The organism is Alistipes sp. An54 (genome assembly GCF_002159375.1).
Lineage (GTDB): Bacteria > Bacteroidota > Bacteroidia > Bacteroidales > Rikenellaceae > Alistipes > Alistipes megaguti.
On sequence record NZ_NFIA01000003.1, the window covers coordinates 173,274 to 188,151 of the forward strand.

The 14,878-nt window shown below is 53.2% G+C and carries 10 protein-coding genes and 4 pseudogenes; 11 read left to right on the top strand and 3 right to left on the bottom strand.

What is annotated here, in order from left to right; genetic code table 11:
- Window positions 1–32: 32 nt before the first annotated feature.
- The 3 genes from B5G09_RS04370 to B5G09_RS04380 are packed head-to-tail and all read left to right on the top strand — an operon-like array spanning window position 33 to window position 3,612.
- Window positions 33–971 (top strand): putative zinc-binding metallopeptidase, encoded by a 939-nt coding sequence (locus tag B5G09_RS04370; protein ID WP_087404194.1) that lies wholly within the window; start codon window positions 33–35, stop codon window positions 969–971.
- A 2-nt stretch (window positions 972–973) separates the two neighbouring features.
- Window positions 974–2,275, top strand: a complete 1,302-nt coding sequence (locus B5G09_RS04375; protein ID WP_087404195.1) for a DUF4302 domain-containing protein — start codon at window positions 974–976, stop codon at window positions 2,273–2,275.
- Between the two features lie 14 nt (window positions 2,276–2,289).
- Window positions 2,290–3,612, top strand: a complete 1,323-nt coding sequence (locus B5G09_RS04380; RefSeq protein WP_087404196.1) for a BACON domain-containing carbohydrate-binding protein — start codon at window positions 2,290–2,292, stop codon at window positions 3,610–3,612.
- Between the two features lie 143 nt (window positions 3,613–3,755).
- Here B5G09_RS04380 and B5G09_RS04385 read toward each other — a convergent pair.
- A pseudogene (locus B5G09_RS04385) lies at window positions 3,756–3,989 on the bottom strand (AraC family transcriptional regulator); the annotation flags it as partial.
- A 446-nt stretch (window positions 3,990–4,435) separates the two neighbouring features.
- Window positions 4,436–4,573 (bottom strand): annotated as a pseudogene (locus tag B5G09_RS04390) (ParA family protein); the annotation flags it as partial.
- Window positions 4,574–4,740: 167 nt separating this feature from the next.
- On the opposite strand from B5G09_RS04390, the pseudogene B5G09_RS04395 reads away from it, so the two are divergent.
- A pseudogene (locus tag B5G09_RS04395) lies at window positions 4,741–5,150 on the top strand (mobilization protein).
- Window positions 5,135–6,373, top strand: coding sequence for a conjugal transfer protein MobB (gene mobB / locus B5G09_RS04400; RefSeq protein WP_241147566.1), 1,239 nt, complete (start codon window positions 5,135–5,137; stop codon window positions 6,371–6,373). The pseudogene B5G09_RS04395 and the gene mobB overlap by 16 nt, the downstream one beginning before the upstream one ends.
- A 265-nt stretch (window positions 6,374–6,638) precedes the next feature.
- Here mobB and B5G09_RS14300 read toward each other — a convergent pair.
- Window positions 6,639–7,000: pseudogene (locus B5G09_RS14300) on the bottom strand (FRG domain-containing protein); the annotation flags it as partial.
- Window positions 7,001–7,077: 77 nt separating this feature from the next.
- Here B5G09_RS14300 and B5G09_RS04410 point away from each other — a divergent pair.
- From B5G09_RS04410 to B5G09_RS04435, 6 genes are all read left to right on the top strand, one after another.
- Window positions 7,078–7,701, top strand: coding sequence for a sigma-70 family RNA polymerase sigma factor (locus B5G09_RS04410; RefSeq protein WP_241147567.1), 624 nt, complete (start codon window positions 7,078–7,080; stop codon window positions 7,699–7,701).
- An 88-nt stretch (window positions 7,702–7,789) separates the two neighbouring features.
- Window positions 7,790–8,731 (top strand): FecR family protein, encoded by a 942-nt coding sequence (locus B5G09_RS04415; protein WP_087311226.1) that lies wholly within the window; start codon window positions 7,790–7,792, stop codon window positions 8,729–8,731.
- Window positions 8,732–8,899: 168 nt separating this feature from the next.
- Window positions 8,900–12,259: a SusC/RagA family TonB-linked outer membrane protein gene (locus B5G09_RS04420; protein ID WP_087404283.1), complete on the top strand. Its 3,360-nt coding sequence runs from the start codon at window positions 8,900–8,902 to the stop codon at window positions 12,257–12,259.
- A gap of 8 nt (window positions 12,260–12,267) precedes the next feature.
- Complete coding sequence (locus B5G09_RS04425) at window positions 12,268–13,845, top strand: SusD/RagB family nutrient-binding outer membrane lipoprotein (protein ID WP_087404197.1); 1,578 nt, start codon at window positions 12,268–12,270, stop codon at window positions 13,843–13,845.
- 5 nt (window positions 13,846–13,850) lie between these two features.
- Window positions 13,851–14,594 (top strand): glycoside hydrolase family 18, encoded by a 744-nt coding sequence (locus tag B5G09_RS04430; protein ID WP_087404198.1) that lies wholly within the window; start codon window positions 13,851–13,853, stop codon window positions 14,592–14,594.
- On the top strand, window positions 14,521–14,874 hold the full coding sequence (locus B5G09_RS04435) for a hypothetical protein (protein WP_162608237.1): 354 nt from the start codon (window positions 14,521–14,523) through the stop codon (window positions 14,872–14,874). The genes B5G09_RS04430 and B5G09_RS04435 overlap by 74 nt, the downstream gene beginning before the upstream one ends.
- Window positions 14,875–14,878 lie beyond the last annotated feature (4 nt).

Consider the following 14,878-nt stretch of genomic DNA (forward strand, 5'->3'; position numbering starts at 1 on the left):
GAACGTCCAACCGTCAAAAAAGCATTCACAACATGAAAAAAATAGTCCTGTACAGTGCAGCTCTGGCGTTCGGTATGTGCGCAGCGACCTCCTGCAGCGAGGAGTCGTTGAATCCGACGAGCGTCATCACCAGTTCGGTCAACGTCGAGACCGAATTCGACACCTGGCTCGAGGATAACTACCGGGCGCCGTACAACATCAACTTCCTGTATCGCTACGAGGATATCGAGTCGGACATGACCTACGATCTGGTTCCGGCCAAGGAGATCTACAGCCGTATCCTCGCCAAGATGATCCGCTTCCTGTGGATCGACCCCTACACCGAGGTCACCGACATCCACTTCATGCGGGAGAATTCGCCTCGCATCATGCAGATCATCGGCAGCGGTGCCTACAACAGCAACCACACCCTGCAGCTCGGTACGGCCGAGGGCGGACAGAAGATCACGCTCTACGTGGGCAACTGGCTCGAAGACTACCTCCGGATCAACTACGTGAACGGAACGGACGATTCCGAAGGCTATACGGTGACGATCACCGACGTGGACAAGATCAACTACTATTACCTGCACACGATCCACCACGAGTTCGCCCATATCCTGAACCAGAAGATCGAGTTCTCGACGGACTTCAACACCATCTCGCAGAACGACTACGTGGCCCAGTGGAACACGCTGAGCGATCGGGAGGCCGCCGTGCTGGGTTTCGTGAGCAACTATGCGTCGAGCGCCTCGGGTGAGGACTTCGTGGAGGTGTTCGCCTACTATCTGACCTGGTCCGAGCAGGAGTGGCAGGCCAAACTCAATCAGGCCGGAACGTCCGGAGCCGACAAGATCGCACGCAAACTGGCCATCGTGAAGTCCTACATGGCGGACAACTGGGGCATCGACATGGATGAGCTCCGTGAGGTGCTGGCCCGCCGCTACGAAGAAATAGATCTCCTGGATTGGTCAAACTTTAACGCCGAATAGTTATGAAAGTCAAGATATTTTCCACAACCCTGGCCCTGTGCGGTCTTTTGTCGGCCGCATGCGTCAATGAGGTCGAAGAGGTGTTCGACACCCCGGCATCCGAGCGTCTGGAGCAGAGGATGCTCGAGTGCCAGTCGCTGCTCACCTCGCCCCAATACGGATGGATGATCGAATATTACCCCGATGCCAACCAAAGCTACGGCGGCAGCACCTACGCCGCGAAGTTCGATCCGAACGGCGACGTGACGGTCACCGGCCAGGTGGCGCAGGAGGTCTCGGGCGACGTCTCCAAGACGATCACCAGCCACTATTCGATCAATGCGTCGTCGAGCGTCGTCCTGACCTTCGATACCTACAACGACTACATCCACTACTGGTCCGATCCCGATCCCTATTCGAGCAACGTCTATGACGGCGATTTCGAATTCGCCTATGTCAGCGGCACGCCCGAGCAGATGGTCTTCCGCGGCATCAAGACCGGCAACCGGATCGTCTTCACGGCGCTGGATACCGACATTGTCAGCTGCATGCAGCAGATCGTGGCCATCCAGAACGAGGTAGTCGACAACCTCTATCTCGGATACAAGTGGAGCGACGGGAGTTCCTCCGACATCGACCTCTACGACGACGACAACTACAACCTGCTGACCTACTATCCCAACGGGACGGAGGAGGGCACCTACGAGACGATTCCCTACTCCTTCACCATGGATGGCATCAGCTTCTACGAGGCGAAGACCATCGACGGCATCACGGTGCGGAACTTCCAGTGGAAGGACAACACCTTCGTGGCGATGGATGCCGTCGACGATGCGGGAACCCCCGCGGAGGTGAGTCTGGCCGGCTATCACAGCGAGAACTTCCTGCACTACGATGCCTTTATCGGCAACTATTCGCTGTCGTACAACGGCGGAACGCTCCCCGTCGAGCTGAAGCAGAAGGAGCGCTACAGCAGCTACACGCTCTCCGGGCTGGGTGACTACGACCTGACGGTGGGCTACTCCAAGGCCGATGCCTCGCTTTCGCTGCAGTCCCAGTACATTGGTACCTACGGCTCCAATTACGTGTGGTGCTGCGTGTGGGATGCCTCGTCGGGTTACCTGTCCTGGACGACCTCCTATGGCTTCAAGATCACGCACAACGGAGATCCGGACAATCTCGTTCTGACCTTTGCCGATAACGGCAACTGGGGCTCGTATGTTACCAACAGCCTGATCTACTATCTGTTCGACGCTCCGTCGGGAGGGTCTTCCCTCGGCGCGCTCGATCGGTTTGCCTACATCGAAACCATGACCAAACAGTAAAAAACGACCTTGCGATGAAAAAGATAACTCTTCTTCTGTTCACCGCCGTTTGCGCCCTGGCCTTCGCCGGGTGCAACGACGAAGACGAACCGACCACCACGGTTTCGCTGGAAATCGTATCGTCCGACATCGGTTTCGAGGCCCCGGGCGGTACGGGCACCATATCGCTGAACACCACGGCGACGGCCGTCGAGGCCGTCAGCGACAAGGCGTGGCTGACGATCGACAGCGCCACGCCCTCGGGGGTGACCTATACGGTCGGCGAGCACGATAACGCGCTGCAGCGTTCGGCCAAGATCACCATTACGGCCATGGATCAGAGCCGGCAGGTGACGATCCTGCAGAACGGCACGCGGTTTGACATCTCGGCGGATCCCATCGAGCTGGATCCCACGGGACGGACGGCCTCGACCGTCGCCTACGACACCTCGCTGGACACGCCGCCGCAGATCTCGATTCCGGAAGATGCCGCAACGTGGCTCTCGGCCAGTGCCGCAGACGGAACCATCAGCCTGACCGCCACGCTGAACTATACGGGCAAACGCTCCACGACCATTACCGTCACGGAGGGTTGGAAACCGGTTGAGATTCAGGTTTCCCAGGATATGGTCAGCCTGGTGGACAAGTCCTCCGTCGTGCTCGACCGCGAGGCGGCGACCGTAACCGTTACGGCTACCGAATACATGGAGTATGTGGGTGCGGACTGGAGCGTCAGCACGGACGCGACGTGGCTCACCCTGACTAAGGGCCAGTCCGATTCGTTTACCGTTAAGGTCGAGGAGAATACTTCGGGTGCGCAGCGTACGGGCACCATCGACGTGAAGTCGAGCAACGGTGACGTGCTGTGCACGGTGACGGTCAGCCAGAAGATCTACAGCTACGAATTCTTCCTTGGCGAGTGGACGATGCACTACTCCGATTCGGACTCCGGCAAAGCGACCACGCTGAAGGTGACCCTTGCGGCCAACGAAGATCGGACGGGCTATACGGCCTCCGGACTCTATTACGACATCGTCCTGGGATACGATGATTCGGGAAGCACGCCCAAGCTGACGATGCTCCGGCAGTATATCACCTACAATGGCACCTATTACGTCTATCTGTGTCCGTGGGATGCCATGAGCGGGTATTATACCTGGGGCGAAGGCTACGGCGCGGATCTGATCTACAACATGAAAGAGTCGGATCAGCAGTTGCTCTTCCAGGACAACGGCGCCTGGGGTGATCATGCGGTCAATTCGTTCATGATCTATGCTTTCAAGTCGATGACGACGTCGAGTTCGACCGCGGCCGGATCGTATGCCCGCTATCCACTCATCACTTCGTTTACCCGCTGATGAACGAATCGGAACAATTACTTGATACAACTGTGTAACAGTTTGTAAAACAGAGCGTTTTTTGGGAGAGGAGCCGTGACGGTAATCCTCTCCATTTTTTTGCGGCAGGCGGATGCATGGTCCGCGGGGATCTCCTCCTCGGGCAGCGTGGTGAGCGCCGAACTGAAGAGCCAGTAGCAGAGGAAGCAGGTCGAGAGGTTCATCAGGATGGCGGCATGAACGTCGCGGAGCCTTATTTCGAAGAAGAAGTGTACGGCGTAATTTGCCGCCAGGAGCAGCAGGGCACAGCCCATGATGCGCCGCGAGCGGAGGTAGTTTGCGAAGATGGTCTTGTCGGGGGTCGGAGCCAGCAGGAAGTAGACCCCGAAGAAGATCATCAGCGGCAGGGCGATGCAAAGCAGTATTCGTAGAGCGGAAGATTCATGCGCGTATCGGACTTGAAAGCGGTCGTAACAAAGGTACGCAATAATTCGATTGGGTGTCTGCGCGCGGGGCGAAAGTCGCGGGCCTCGATGCATGATCGCCGCCATCGGAACGTACAAAAACGAAAAAGCCTTACATATCATGGATATATAAGGCTTTTTGCTTGTTTCGGCATCTTTTCGCGACGCCTCCGTGAGCTGTTGACGAGGCTTGAACCTGCTTCGTTCATCTCTTATGTATCAATTTGTTGTAGTCTCTTCGCAATGAATGGGTCATTAGTTTGTCGGGCCGATTCTGCACACCAATACTTTCCCTTGCTACAAAGTAAAGATACGTTATATGTTTCTCATCTCAAAATAAGATCCAATAAATTTGATATCCGATTCTTGGGTACGATTAGGGGATAATCGCAGTCGACCACCAGCACGCCCCGCTGCAAGGTATAGTGGAGATGACTGGCAAGCAGAACGGTGAAGGTTGATTTTCCGACGCCGCCTTTTTGATTGCATACGGCAATGCTTACAGGTGTGTTTTCCATAATTTATTTCTTCAGGAAGGCGCGATTTAACAGGTTTGTTCAAGAGTGCGTTCACGCACGAACTCCCGAGTTCGTGAATTCAGGAATAGGGTCCGGCACGAACAAAGGGAAGCATCTCATCGTGAAGGAACAGATGGCGGAAACTGTTCCCCCAAATCTTCCATCGAATGACCCGTCAGCGAAAATGCAACACACAATCCCCAACTCCGAGTTACAAATACTCGTTCCGGCTCAACGAGGAGCAGGAGATCCGCTTCCGGCAGATGCTTGCAGCCTCCGGATTGGACACAACTACAGTCGGTTTATTGTTAAACGACTCTTTGCCGAGCGTTTCGAAGTTATCCGCCGTGACCCTTCGAAGGTGGAATTTTTGATACGTCTCAACGACTTTTACTTCCAGTTCCAGCGCGTCGGGAATAACTATAATCAGGTGGTCCGGGCCATCAACAGCCACTTCTCCAACGTCTCGATTCCGCGCCAGATCGCCGCGTTGGAACAGCATACCCGCGAACTGAAAGCGTTGAGTATAGAGATTCTGAATCTTACCAAACAGGCCGAAGGATGGTTGCGAATATAAGGACGGGAGCAACCGTCGGCGGAGCCATTCGCTACAATGAGGAGAAGGTTAACCGCGGGCAGGCCGAGGTGCTCTTCTGGAATCGGATGCTTGATCCGTTCGATAGCGCAGGCCGCATGAGTCACGAACGGTGCATGGCCAGCTTCGAACCCTTCCTGCAGGCCAACCGGCGAACGACCAACACGGTTTTCCATGCTTCGCTGAATCCTTCACCGGAGGACAGGCTGACCGATGAACAGCTCCGTGAAATTGCGCAAGAATACATGCAGAAGATGGGATATGGCGACCAGCCCTATATCGTCTTCAAACATCGGGATATTGCCCGCGAACATCTGCACATTGTCTCATTACGGGTCGATGAGCAGGGCTGCAAACTCCCGCATGATTTCGAGGCCCGACGTTTCGTAGAGATTACGCGGGACCTTGAGCAAAAATACGGGCTACACCCGAGCATCAAGGGACAGGAACAGACGGACAGGGAGGGCCTGCGGAAGGTGAATTGTCCCGATGGAAATGTCAAGCGGCAGGTGTCGTCTGTCGTGCGGGCGTGCCTGCGAAATTACAAATGTTCCTCCTACAGTGAGTTGCGCACACTGCTGGAGCGGTTTAACGTTTCGGTCGAAGAACGTACGGGAACTATCGACGGCAGAAATTATGCGGGTATTATTTACGGCGCCATGACCGACGACGGCTATGGCATCGGCACTCCCATCAAGTCGAGTAAAATAGGGGAAGACGTAGGTTATAAAGCCCTTCAGAAATACTATGCAGCATCAAAAGACAGACTAAAAGAGAAAGGCTCGCTCGACCGGTTACGGCAAACAGTCAAAGACGCCATGAACCCGCACAATACACGGGACGAGTTCCGGCGACTGCTCAAGGCGGATAATATCGACGCGATTTTCCGCATCAACCCGGTCGGCAGAATCTATGGTGTGACTTTCATTGACCATAACTACGGCATCGTTGCCAACGGGGCGCTGCCGGGTAAGGAGTTTTCGGCCAATGTCTTCAACGAATTGTATCCGGCTCCGAAAGAGAAGCGGCAACCGCACCGGGACCGAGAACTGTTGCACGAGCGCCAGCAAAGCCATTCGACAAATCCCGTTTCGAGGATCGTAGATGTGGTATTGGATTTGGCAGATACCAAGCTTATGAAGAACAGCAAAAACGGATTCAACAATGCAATAAAAGAAGTAAACGTAAATTTTAATCTATATTGATTTTAAGGATGGTGCGAATTTCATTGGAAAACAAGTTGGGATCATAACTTTCCAATGAGGCCAAGTCATATTGCAGTAATCGGGTCGACGTAGCGTGAATTTGATTCTGTATGTTTATATGAGTTTGTTTGTCTCGTAAATAATCAAGGCATTTATTTTTGACAATAGTGTAGAAACAGGCTTCGCAGACAGTATCCTCGGCAAGAAACTCCCGATTTTCCCAAAATATTACAAAACAATCATGAATCAGATCTTCGACAGCCGTCTGTTTCTGAACTTTATTGATGATGTTCATTTTATAGCCGAAGTCGAGTGAGGCCGGCATGCTTTTATTACCATCGGTGCCATAAAGACAAAACGCCCCTGACGGCCGGATTATACGAGAGTCGATCACATCCTGAAAATGCGGTTTTTTCGGACTTTATTTCATGCAGAAGGTATTGAATTTCCTCTTGAGAGTTGAACTCCGTACTGTCCGGTTCTTTCAAATCTTCAATGCTGAAATCTATTGGGTGTTTGGCAATATTGGCAACAACGCTTACAGCATTTGAAATCCGTTGGGCTTTGGGCGATAATATCCCGGAATATTTTATTTTCATTCCGGATCAAGACTTCTTTCCTTGATAAGTATTGCCGGTCGTTGTGACATTGCGAAAAAATATATTTTTCAGCCACATTATTGGTGGAAAATGGTATCTTTGCGCTTGATCAAGCAAGAACCGACCATGAACCTAATGCCCGAAACGTCTGTACCACCCGGATTTGTGGAGGTGTACGCCAAGTACCGGACCTATTTCATCCGGATTGCGATGTCGTATGTTCGCGACCGGATGACTGCCGAGGATCTGGTGACTGATTCGTTTTTAAAGGTCATGGAGAATCAAAGAGAGGAGGATTTTGTGCCCCGCAATTTGGCTGCCTACTTGCTGACGGTTGTCAAACACAAATGCTTGGCTTGGCTCCGAGACAGAAATGCCCGTCTCAAGATTCTTCAGAATCAGCATTCGATCGAGCAACGTGTTGTCAACGAGCGTATCTCCCGGCTCGAGGCCAATGATCCGCAGAATCTGATGATGGCTGAAGCTCTTGCCATCATTGAGCAGGAATTGCGACGGATGCCTGAACGGCGGCGTAAAATCTTCATAGCGCATCGCTATGAAGAGATGTCCTACCGTGAAATCGCTGCTATCTATAAACTTTCGGAGGGTCAGGTGACCTATGAGCTCCGCGCAGCGAAGGAATCCCTTCGTGTCGCCCTCAAGGATTATTTGCCGTTCATTGGCATCCTGCTGCTGAGCCTCAGTGAGGAGGGAAATTCCGCATTTTGAATTATTAAAAATATTTATTTGCCGATTTTTGCAATTTTTTTCGCAGAAATCGGCTCTTCACGCATCTATTAAATTGTAAAAAGAAAAAATGGAAAAGGAAACATTATATCGTTACGTGTCGTGTCAGTTGTCTCCCGAAGAGGAAGAATCTGTTCTGGAGTGGTTGAGCGCTGATCCGGCCCATGAATTCGAGTTGGCGGAGGTTCAGCGGCAACATGATCTGGTGGCCTTGAGCGCCCCGGTCATCAATGAAATATATACTAAAGACCATACCCGTCATTTTGGTTCGACAGTACGTCGCTGGAGTTCAATAGCGGCAGTAGTAGCTCTTTTTGTCTTTGGAATCCACTATTTCCGGGTCGCGCAGCGGATTTTGTGGGAAAGCGAACAGTTGCAGACAGTAACTGTTCCTTACGGGCAACGGGTCAATTTGATCCTGCAGGACGGGACTTCGGTGTGGCTCAATGCCGGAAGCACACTTCGCTATCCCGCACTTTTTACCGGAGAAAAACGCCGTGTTGTAGTTGAGGGCGAAGCCATGTTCGAAGTGGCACACAATGCCGAATGTCCGTTTGTTGTCGAAACCTATGCCTGCGATGTCGAAGTATTGGGAACGAAATTCAACGTCTCGGCCGACGAAGCGGACGGGACGTTCACGACGGCGTTGTTCGAAGGATCTGTTGTTGTATCCAGCAGACTCGATCCCAACGAACGAATGGTGTTGAAACCCAACGACATGGTAGCGCTGGTAAACAACCACCTGCAAGTTGGACAGATTCGGGATGAAGCCGATTATCAGTGGATGAATGGTATCATCAGCCTGACTGACCAAACATTTTCCGAATTGATGCACCGTTTCGAAAAAGTTTTCGGGGTGACTATCCGAATCGAACGCGAACCCTCAATCCGGATTGGACAAGGAAATATCAGACAGTCGGTAGGAATCGACAATGCCCTGCAAATCCTGCAGCAGTTTGCCGATTTTGAATACGAGAAGGATGATCAGAACAACACAATCACAATCCGATAATACAATCAATTATGAACCAAAAAACGACCGGCCTATGATGCATTGCGAAGAGTATTGAAAATCAAAAAAAACTTGTAGACGTCTCAAAAAAAGCCCGCAAGGATGCTGGTACATCTTGCAGGCCGAGGCTTAAGCAAATCTCCCTACTTAAACCTAATGTACAAATTTATGAATAAAATATTTATCAGGCAAGCTCTGAGGTCATTCACTTTCTTGACAGTACTTGGCCTCTTTGCTTTCTGGTCACTGCGGGCTGAGGCTCAAAACCGGAATCTGCCCGAAGTTACAATTCGGATGAATCAGGTCCCCATGTCCGAAATCATGTCCGAAATCGAACGGCAGACCAAATACCTCTTTATCTCGAGTTCAGACGTCGAAACCAACCGCATTGTGAGTCTCGATGTCTCTGCGGTTCCGCTGACGGACGCCCTTAAGCAGATGATTGCAGGAACAAACTTGACGTATGATATTCGGTCGTTGAGCATCATTCTTTCCGTAAAAAAAGCTGAACAATCCGTAATCGTCTCGGGACAGATCTGCGATGTCGGCGGATTGCCGATTATCGGAGCCACAGTACTCATCCATGGAACCTCCACCGGAGTCACGACCGATGCCGAAGGCCGCTTCACGCTCACGGTGGACACTCCATCAACCGCCTCGCTCGACATCAGTTATTTGGGATATGAATCACAGTCGCTCGCTGTCGGAAGCAGGACTACGTTCGATATTGTCCTGCGCGAAGCTGCATCGGAGATCGAATCGGTTGTCGTGACGGCTCTGGGAATCAAGCGGTCGGAGAAGGCTCTGTCGTATAACGTGCAGCAGGTGAACTCCGAGGATATTATCGGCAATAAGGATGCCAACTTCATTAATTCGCTCAACGGCAAGGTGGCCGGTGTGAACATTAACGCCTCGTCGTCCGGCGTCGGCGGTGCGTCAAAAGTGGTAATGCGAGGCAGCAAGGCCATCAGTCAATCCTCGAATGCCCTTTATGTCATCGACGGTATTCCGATGTTCAATCTTGGTAGCGAAGGCGGCACCGAGTTCGACTCGCGAGGTACGACGGAGGCCATCGCCGACATCAACCCCGAAGACATCGAGTCGATTTCGGTGCTGACGGGTGCAGCCGCAGCTGCGCTCTACGGAAACAATGCAGCCAACGGAGCTATCGTCATTACCACAAAGAAGGGTAAAGCCGGAGCGTTGAGTGTCACCGTATCGCAGAATACGGAATTTCTGCGTCCGTTCCGCATGCCCGAGTTCCAGAACCGATACGGCACAGGCAGCCTTGCATCTTCCGCCTCGTCGGTGGACAAGAGCTGGGGAAACCATCTGAATCCGGTTACAATGCAGGGATACAACCCTGCCGACGATTTCTTGCAGACGGGGGTTGTGACAACCGAGACGGTTGCACTCTCCACGGGTACGGACCGGAATCAGACCTACATCTCTGCCTCGGCAGTCAATTCGAAGGGTATGGTGCCCAATAACGATTACGATCGCTACAACTTTACGTTCCGCAATACAACGTCGTTCCTGAAAGATCGCATGACGCTCGATGTCGGTGCCAGCTACATCAAGCAGAACGACATGAACATGGTGAATCAAGGAACCTACTCGAATCCCCTCGTGACCGCCTACCTTTTCCCCCGTGGAAATGACTGGAAGGACATCCAGATGTTTGAGCGCTGGGATTCCGACCGCAAGCTTGCTACGCAATACTGGCCTGATCAGATGTTTTCGGCCTTGACCGGACAGAACCCCTATTGGATTGCTTATCGCAATTTACGGGAGAACAACAAGGACCGTTATATGTTGAATGCGAATCTGAATTATCAGATTCTCGACTGGCTGTCGGTATCGGGCCGTGTGCGGGTCGACAACTCGAACAACGAATACACCAAGAAGCTCTATGCCACGTCGAACCCGACGCTGACCAACGAAAGCTCGGACGCCCTGTCGAAGGGTTCGTTCATGCTGGAGCGCACGCTCGACAAGCAGACCTATGCCGACCTGCTGGTGAACATCAACAAGACCTTCGGCGAGAACTGGTCGCTGCAGGCCAACATCGGTACCTCGTACTCGGACATGCAGCAGAGCCTCTTCAGCAACGAAGGCCCGATCCTCTCGACGGGCATCGCCAACGTCTTCAACGTCATGCAGCTCGACAACACGAAGACCAAGCGCATCCAGTCGAGCTACCACGACCAGACGCAGTCGGTCTTCGCTTCGGTCGAGGCCGGCTTCAAGAACACCTACTTCCTGACGCTCACCGGACGTAACGACTGGCCCTCGCAGCTGGCCGGCAACTATTCGGTCAAGAAGTCGTTCTTCTACCCCTCGGTCGGCGCCTCGGTGGTCCTCTCCGAAGCCCTTCCGATGCCGAAGTGGATCGGTTACCTGAAGGTTCGCGGATCGTTCGCCTCGGTTGGTCTTCCGATCCCGCGCTTCCTGGCCCAGCAGACCTACGAGTGGGACAACTCCACGCAGCAGTGGTCGTCGAAGACCCACTACCCGATGGGCGACCTGAAGCCCGAACGTACGGATTCGTGGGAGGTCGGTCTGACGGCGCGCCTGCTCAAGCACTTCAACGTCGACCTGAGCCTCTATACGGCCAAGACCTACAACCAGACCTTCGACCCGGGCATCTCGCCCTCGTCGGGCTACTCGACGATGTACATCCAGACGGGTTCGGTGCGCAACAAGGGTATCGAGCTGTCGGCCGGCTATTCGAACGAGTGGGGCAAGTTCGGATGGTCGTCGAACTTCACCTTCTCGGCCAACCGCAACGAGATCCTGAAGCTAATGGAGGATTATGTGATCCCGATCACCAACGAGCCGATGACGCTCGACCGTCTGGATATCGGCGGTCTGGGCTACGCCCGCTTCCTGCTCAAGAAGGGCGGATCGCTGGGCGACCTCTACTCGACGGCCGACCTGCGCCGCGACAGCCGGGGCAATATCTACGTGGATGCCGACGGCAAGGTGGTCAGCAACACGACCGATGTCAACGACATCAAACTGGGCTCGGTCTTCCCGAAGGCCAACCTGGCCTGGCGCAACGACTTCCACTACGGCCAGCTGAACTTCGGCTTCATGCTCTCGGCCCGACTGGGCGGCATCGTCTACTCGGCCACGCAGGCCTACATGGACTACTACGGCGTATCGGAGGCCTCGGCCGCCGCTCGCGATTTTGGCGGTGTATTGGTCAACGGCGATCTGATCGATGCTGAAAACTGGTATTCGGTAGTGGCCGGACAAGGCGGCCTGCCTCAATACTACACCTACTCGGCAACGAATTTCCGCCTGCAGGAAGTGTCGATCGGGTACACCATTCCGAAAGAGAAGTTTTGGAATATCGCCGAGGTCTCGGTTTCGCTCGTTGGTCGCAATCTTTGGATGATCTACTGCGAAGCACCGTTCGATCCCGAATCGGTAGCTACCACGGGCAACTACTACCAGGGCATTGATAACTTTATGATGCCGGGTACGCGAAACTTGGGTTTCAATGTCAGACTTAAATTCTAACAAGGAGCATGAAAACGATATATAACAAGATATGTCTCGGAATTTGCCTGGCAGGCGGAATTCTGGCGAGCTCGTGCACCGGGGATTACATGGACTACAACCGGAACTGGGCAGAGGTCACTGCGGGTGAAATGCAACGCGACGAATATCTCGTCAGTTCGTTGCTTGGCGGCATGATGAACAATGTAATTCCTGTTGAGGAGCACCTGAACCAGTTCACCGAATGCCTGCTTGGCGGCGTGTGGGGCGGTTATTTTGCCGACTCGCAAGTGTGGGCCAACTCGTTCTCCTATTTCAACCCGTCGCAGGACTGGCTGGACAAGATGTATCAGGAGATCATCCCCAATGTCTACTCAAACTGGCTCGGCCTGCAAACCGCCACTACGGATGAATCGATTCTCTCTGTAGCACAAATTGTCAAGGCCGCGGCGTTCCAGCGTGTGACCGATGCCTATGGCCCCATTCCGTATAATCAGATTGGTGCCGATGGGAAAGTGACGGCTCCGCTGGACTCCCAACGGGAGGTGTATGAAAAGATCTTCGAGGAGTTGAGTGCGGCCGTTGCAACACTAATGGAGCATCGTGCTTCGCGGATCTCGGCGGCTGCCGATAAAGTTTATGCCGGAGATCTCGAGAAATGGATCAAATTTGCCAATTCGCTCAAACTGCGTATGGCCATGCGGCTGTCCTATGTGGATCCCGCCACGGCCGAGGCGCGCGCAAAGGAGGCTGTTGACACTTCGGATGGCAAATTAGGCGTGATGGTCTCGAACGACGACAACGCCTACTTGTCGGGAATCAATATCAATCCGTTCTATGTCGTGGCTTATCAATATAACGGAGGTGAGACGCGTGTTTCGGCCGATCTGATCAACTACATGAAGAGCTGGAGCGATCCGCGTATCGGTATTTATGCAAACAAATGTACACTTTCGGGATATACGAGCGACTATTGGGGGTTGCGTATCGGCAATCAGTACCCCATCACTACGGGACAAGCCTATTCGAATCTGAATGTCAAGCAGAGCGACCCGATTCTGTGGATGAATGTTGCGGAAGTGATGTTTCTGCGTGCTGAAGCAGCGTTGCGTGGCTGGGATACACAGGATACGGCTGAGAACTATTACCGCCGGGGTGTGACGTTGTCGTTCGAAGAACGGGGTGCGGGTGATGCCGCCTCCTATTTGTCGAGTTATACTCAAGTGGGCAGTTATAACGACCCGCAGGGCTCCTATTCGTTCCGTCCCGATACCCAGTGTGTACCGGCATGGAATAGTTACGACCCCGAATTGCAGCTTGAACAGATCATCACGCAAAAGTGGATTGCCATTTTCCCGTTGGGACATGAAGCATGGGCTGAATTCAGGCGTACAGGCTACCCGAAACTGGCAGCGTCGCCGGTTAACCTCAGCGGCGGGGACGTTGCTGACGGCAAATTCGCCCGACGTTTGACTTACCCCTCGGACGAATACAGCACCAACGGCGTCAACCTGAACCGAGCTATCAGTCAAAATCTGCCCGATGGCGGAGATCGTTTCTCTACGCACGTCTGGTGGGATTGCAATCCGGACCTGATTAACGAATAAATCACATGAAGACGATGAAAAAAGGAATCAAGATAGCGGCGGCATTACTTCTGATGGCGACGATGACTCTTCCGTCGTGTGAAGAGTGGACAGATGTGGATAATCTGGACATCAAATATGGCAATGTCGAAGAAGAGAACCCGGAACTGTACGCCCGGTATCTCGCCTCATTGCGCGAATACCGCAATACGGACCACACGCAGGTCTACGCATGGTGGGATAACAGTGTCAAGTTCCCCGTATCGAAAGGTCATTACCTGCGTGAAATTCCTGACAGTATCGATGTCGTTGGGTTGCTTTATCCTGACCTCCTTACGCAGAGCGAGCTCGACCAGATCGACGAGCTCCGCACGCAGAAGGGCATGAAGGTGATCTACACGATCGACTTCGATCGGATGAAAACGGACTATACGAATAATATCAAGCCCAATACACCGGAACGTTCGTTTCATTCGTTTCTTGCCGACACGTTGAGCTATGCACTTTCTCTGCTGAAAAAATACCCCTATGACGGTATTTGCATCGCCTACCAAGGAGAGTCGACCGTACTGATGGACGACGTCGAAAAGAAAGAGTACATGGAGGATGAAAATTGCTTCATCGGTATTCTGACTGACTGGTACGACCGCAACAGGGGGGGGGGTAGAACTGACGTTTCTGGGCGCTCCGGAGAACTTGCTCGATCAGAGCATCCTGGCCAATTGCCCGACGATCCTGCTCGATGGTCGGACCGCCTCGGCGGCCAATGAGCTGACGACCCTGATGACGGAGGGTTACGTGGCTGAATACGGCACGCGTTACGGCATGGTGGTAGCGGGTACTCCGCTTTCCGGCACGAACCGCTACGCAACCTTCTCCAACGGCAGCCCGGCGACGGCCGCCGTGGCCGCATGGGCGAACACGTCCCAGCAAAGAAACCGTATCCGCGCCGTGGGTGTTTACGACTTCGGCGGTGACTACTTCAACGCAAGCAATACCTACGGGAACATGCGCAGTATGATTACGACGCTGAATCCTTCGATCAAATAAAATG

Coding starts and splice junctions, on each gene's coding strand:
- B5G09_RS04375 (WP_087404195.1), top strand. CDS start 974: ATGAAAGTCAAGATATTTTCCACAACCCTGGCCCTGTGCGGTCTTTTG.
- B5G09_RS04425 (WP_087404197.1), top strand. CDS start 12,268: ATGAAAACGATATATAACAAGATATGTCTCGGAATTTGCCTGGCAGGC.
- B5G09_RS04430 (WP_087404198.1), top strand. CDS start 13,851: ATGAAGACGATGAAAAAAGGAATCAAGATAGCGGCGGCATTACTTCTG.
- B5G09_RS04380 (WP_087404196.1), top strand. CDS start 2,290: ATGAAAAAGATAACTCTTCTTCTGTTCACCGCCGTTTGCGCCCTGGCC.
- mobB (WP_241147566.1), top strand. CDS start 5,135: ATGGTTGCGAATATAAGGACGGGAGCAACCGTCGGCGGAGCCATTCGC.
- B5G09_RS04415 (WP_087311226.1), top strand. CDS start 7,790: ATGGAAAAGGAAACATTATATCGTTACGTGTCGTGTCAGTTGTCTCCC.
- B5G09_RS04420 (WP_087404283.1), top strand. CDS start 8,900: ATGAATAAAATATTTATCAGGCAAGCTCTGAGGTCATTCACTTTCTTG.
- B5G09_RS04370 (WP_087404194.1), top strand. CDS start 33: ATGAAAAAAATAGTCCTGTACAGTGCAGCTCTGGCGTTCGGTATGTGC.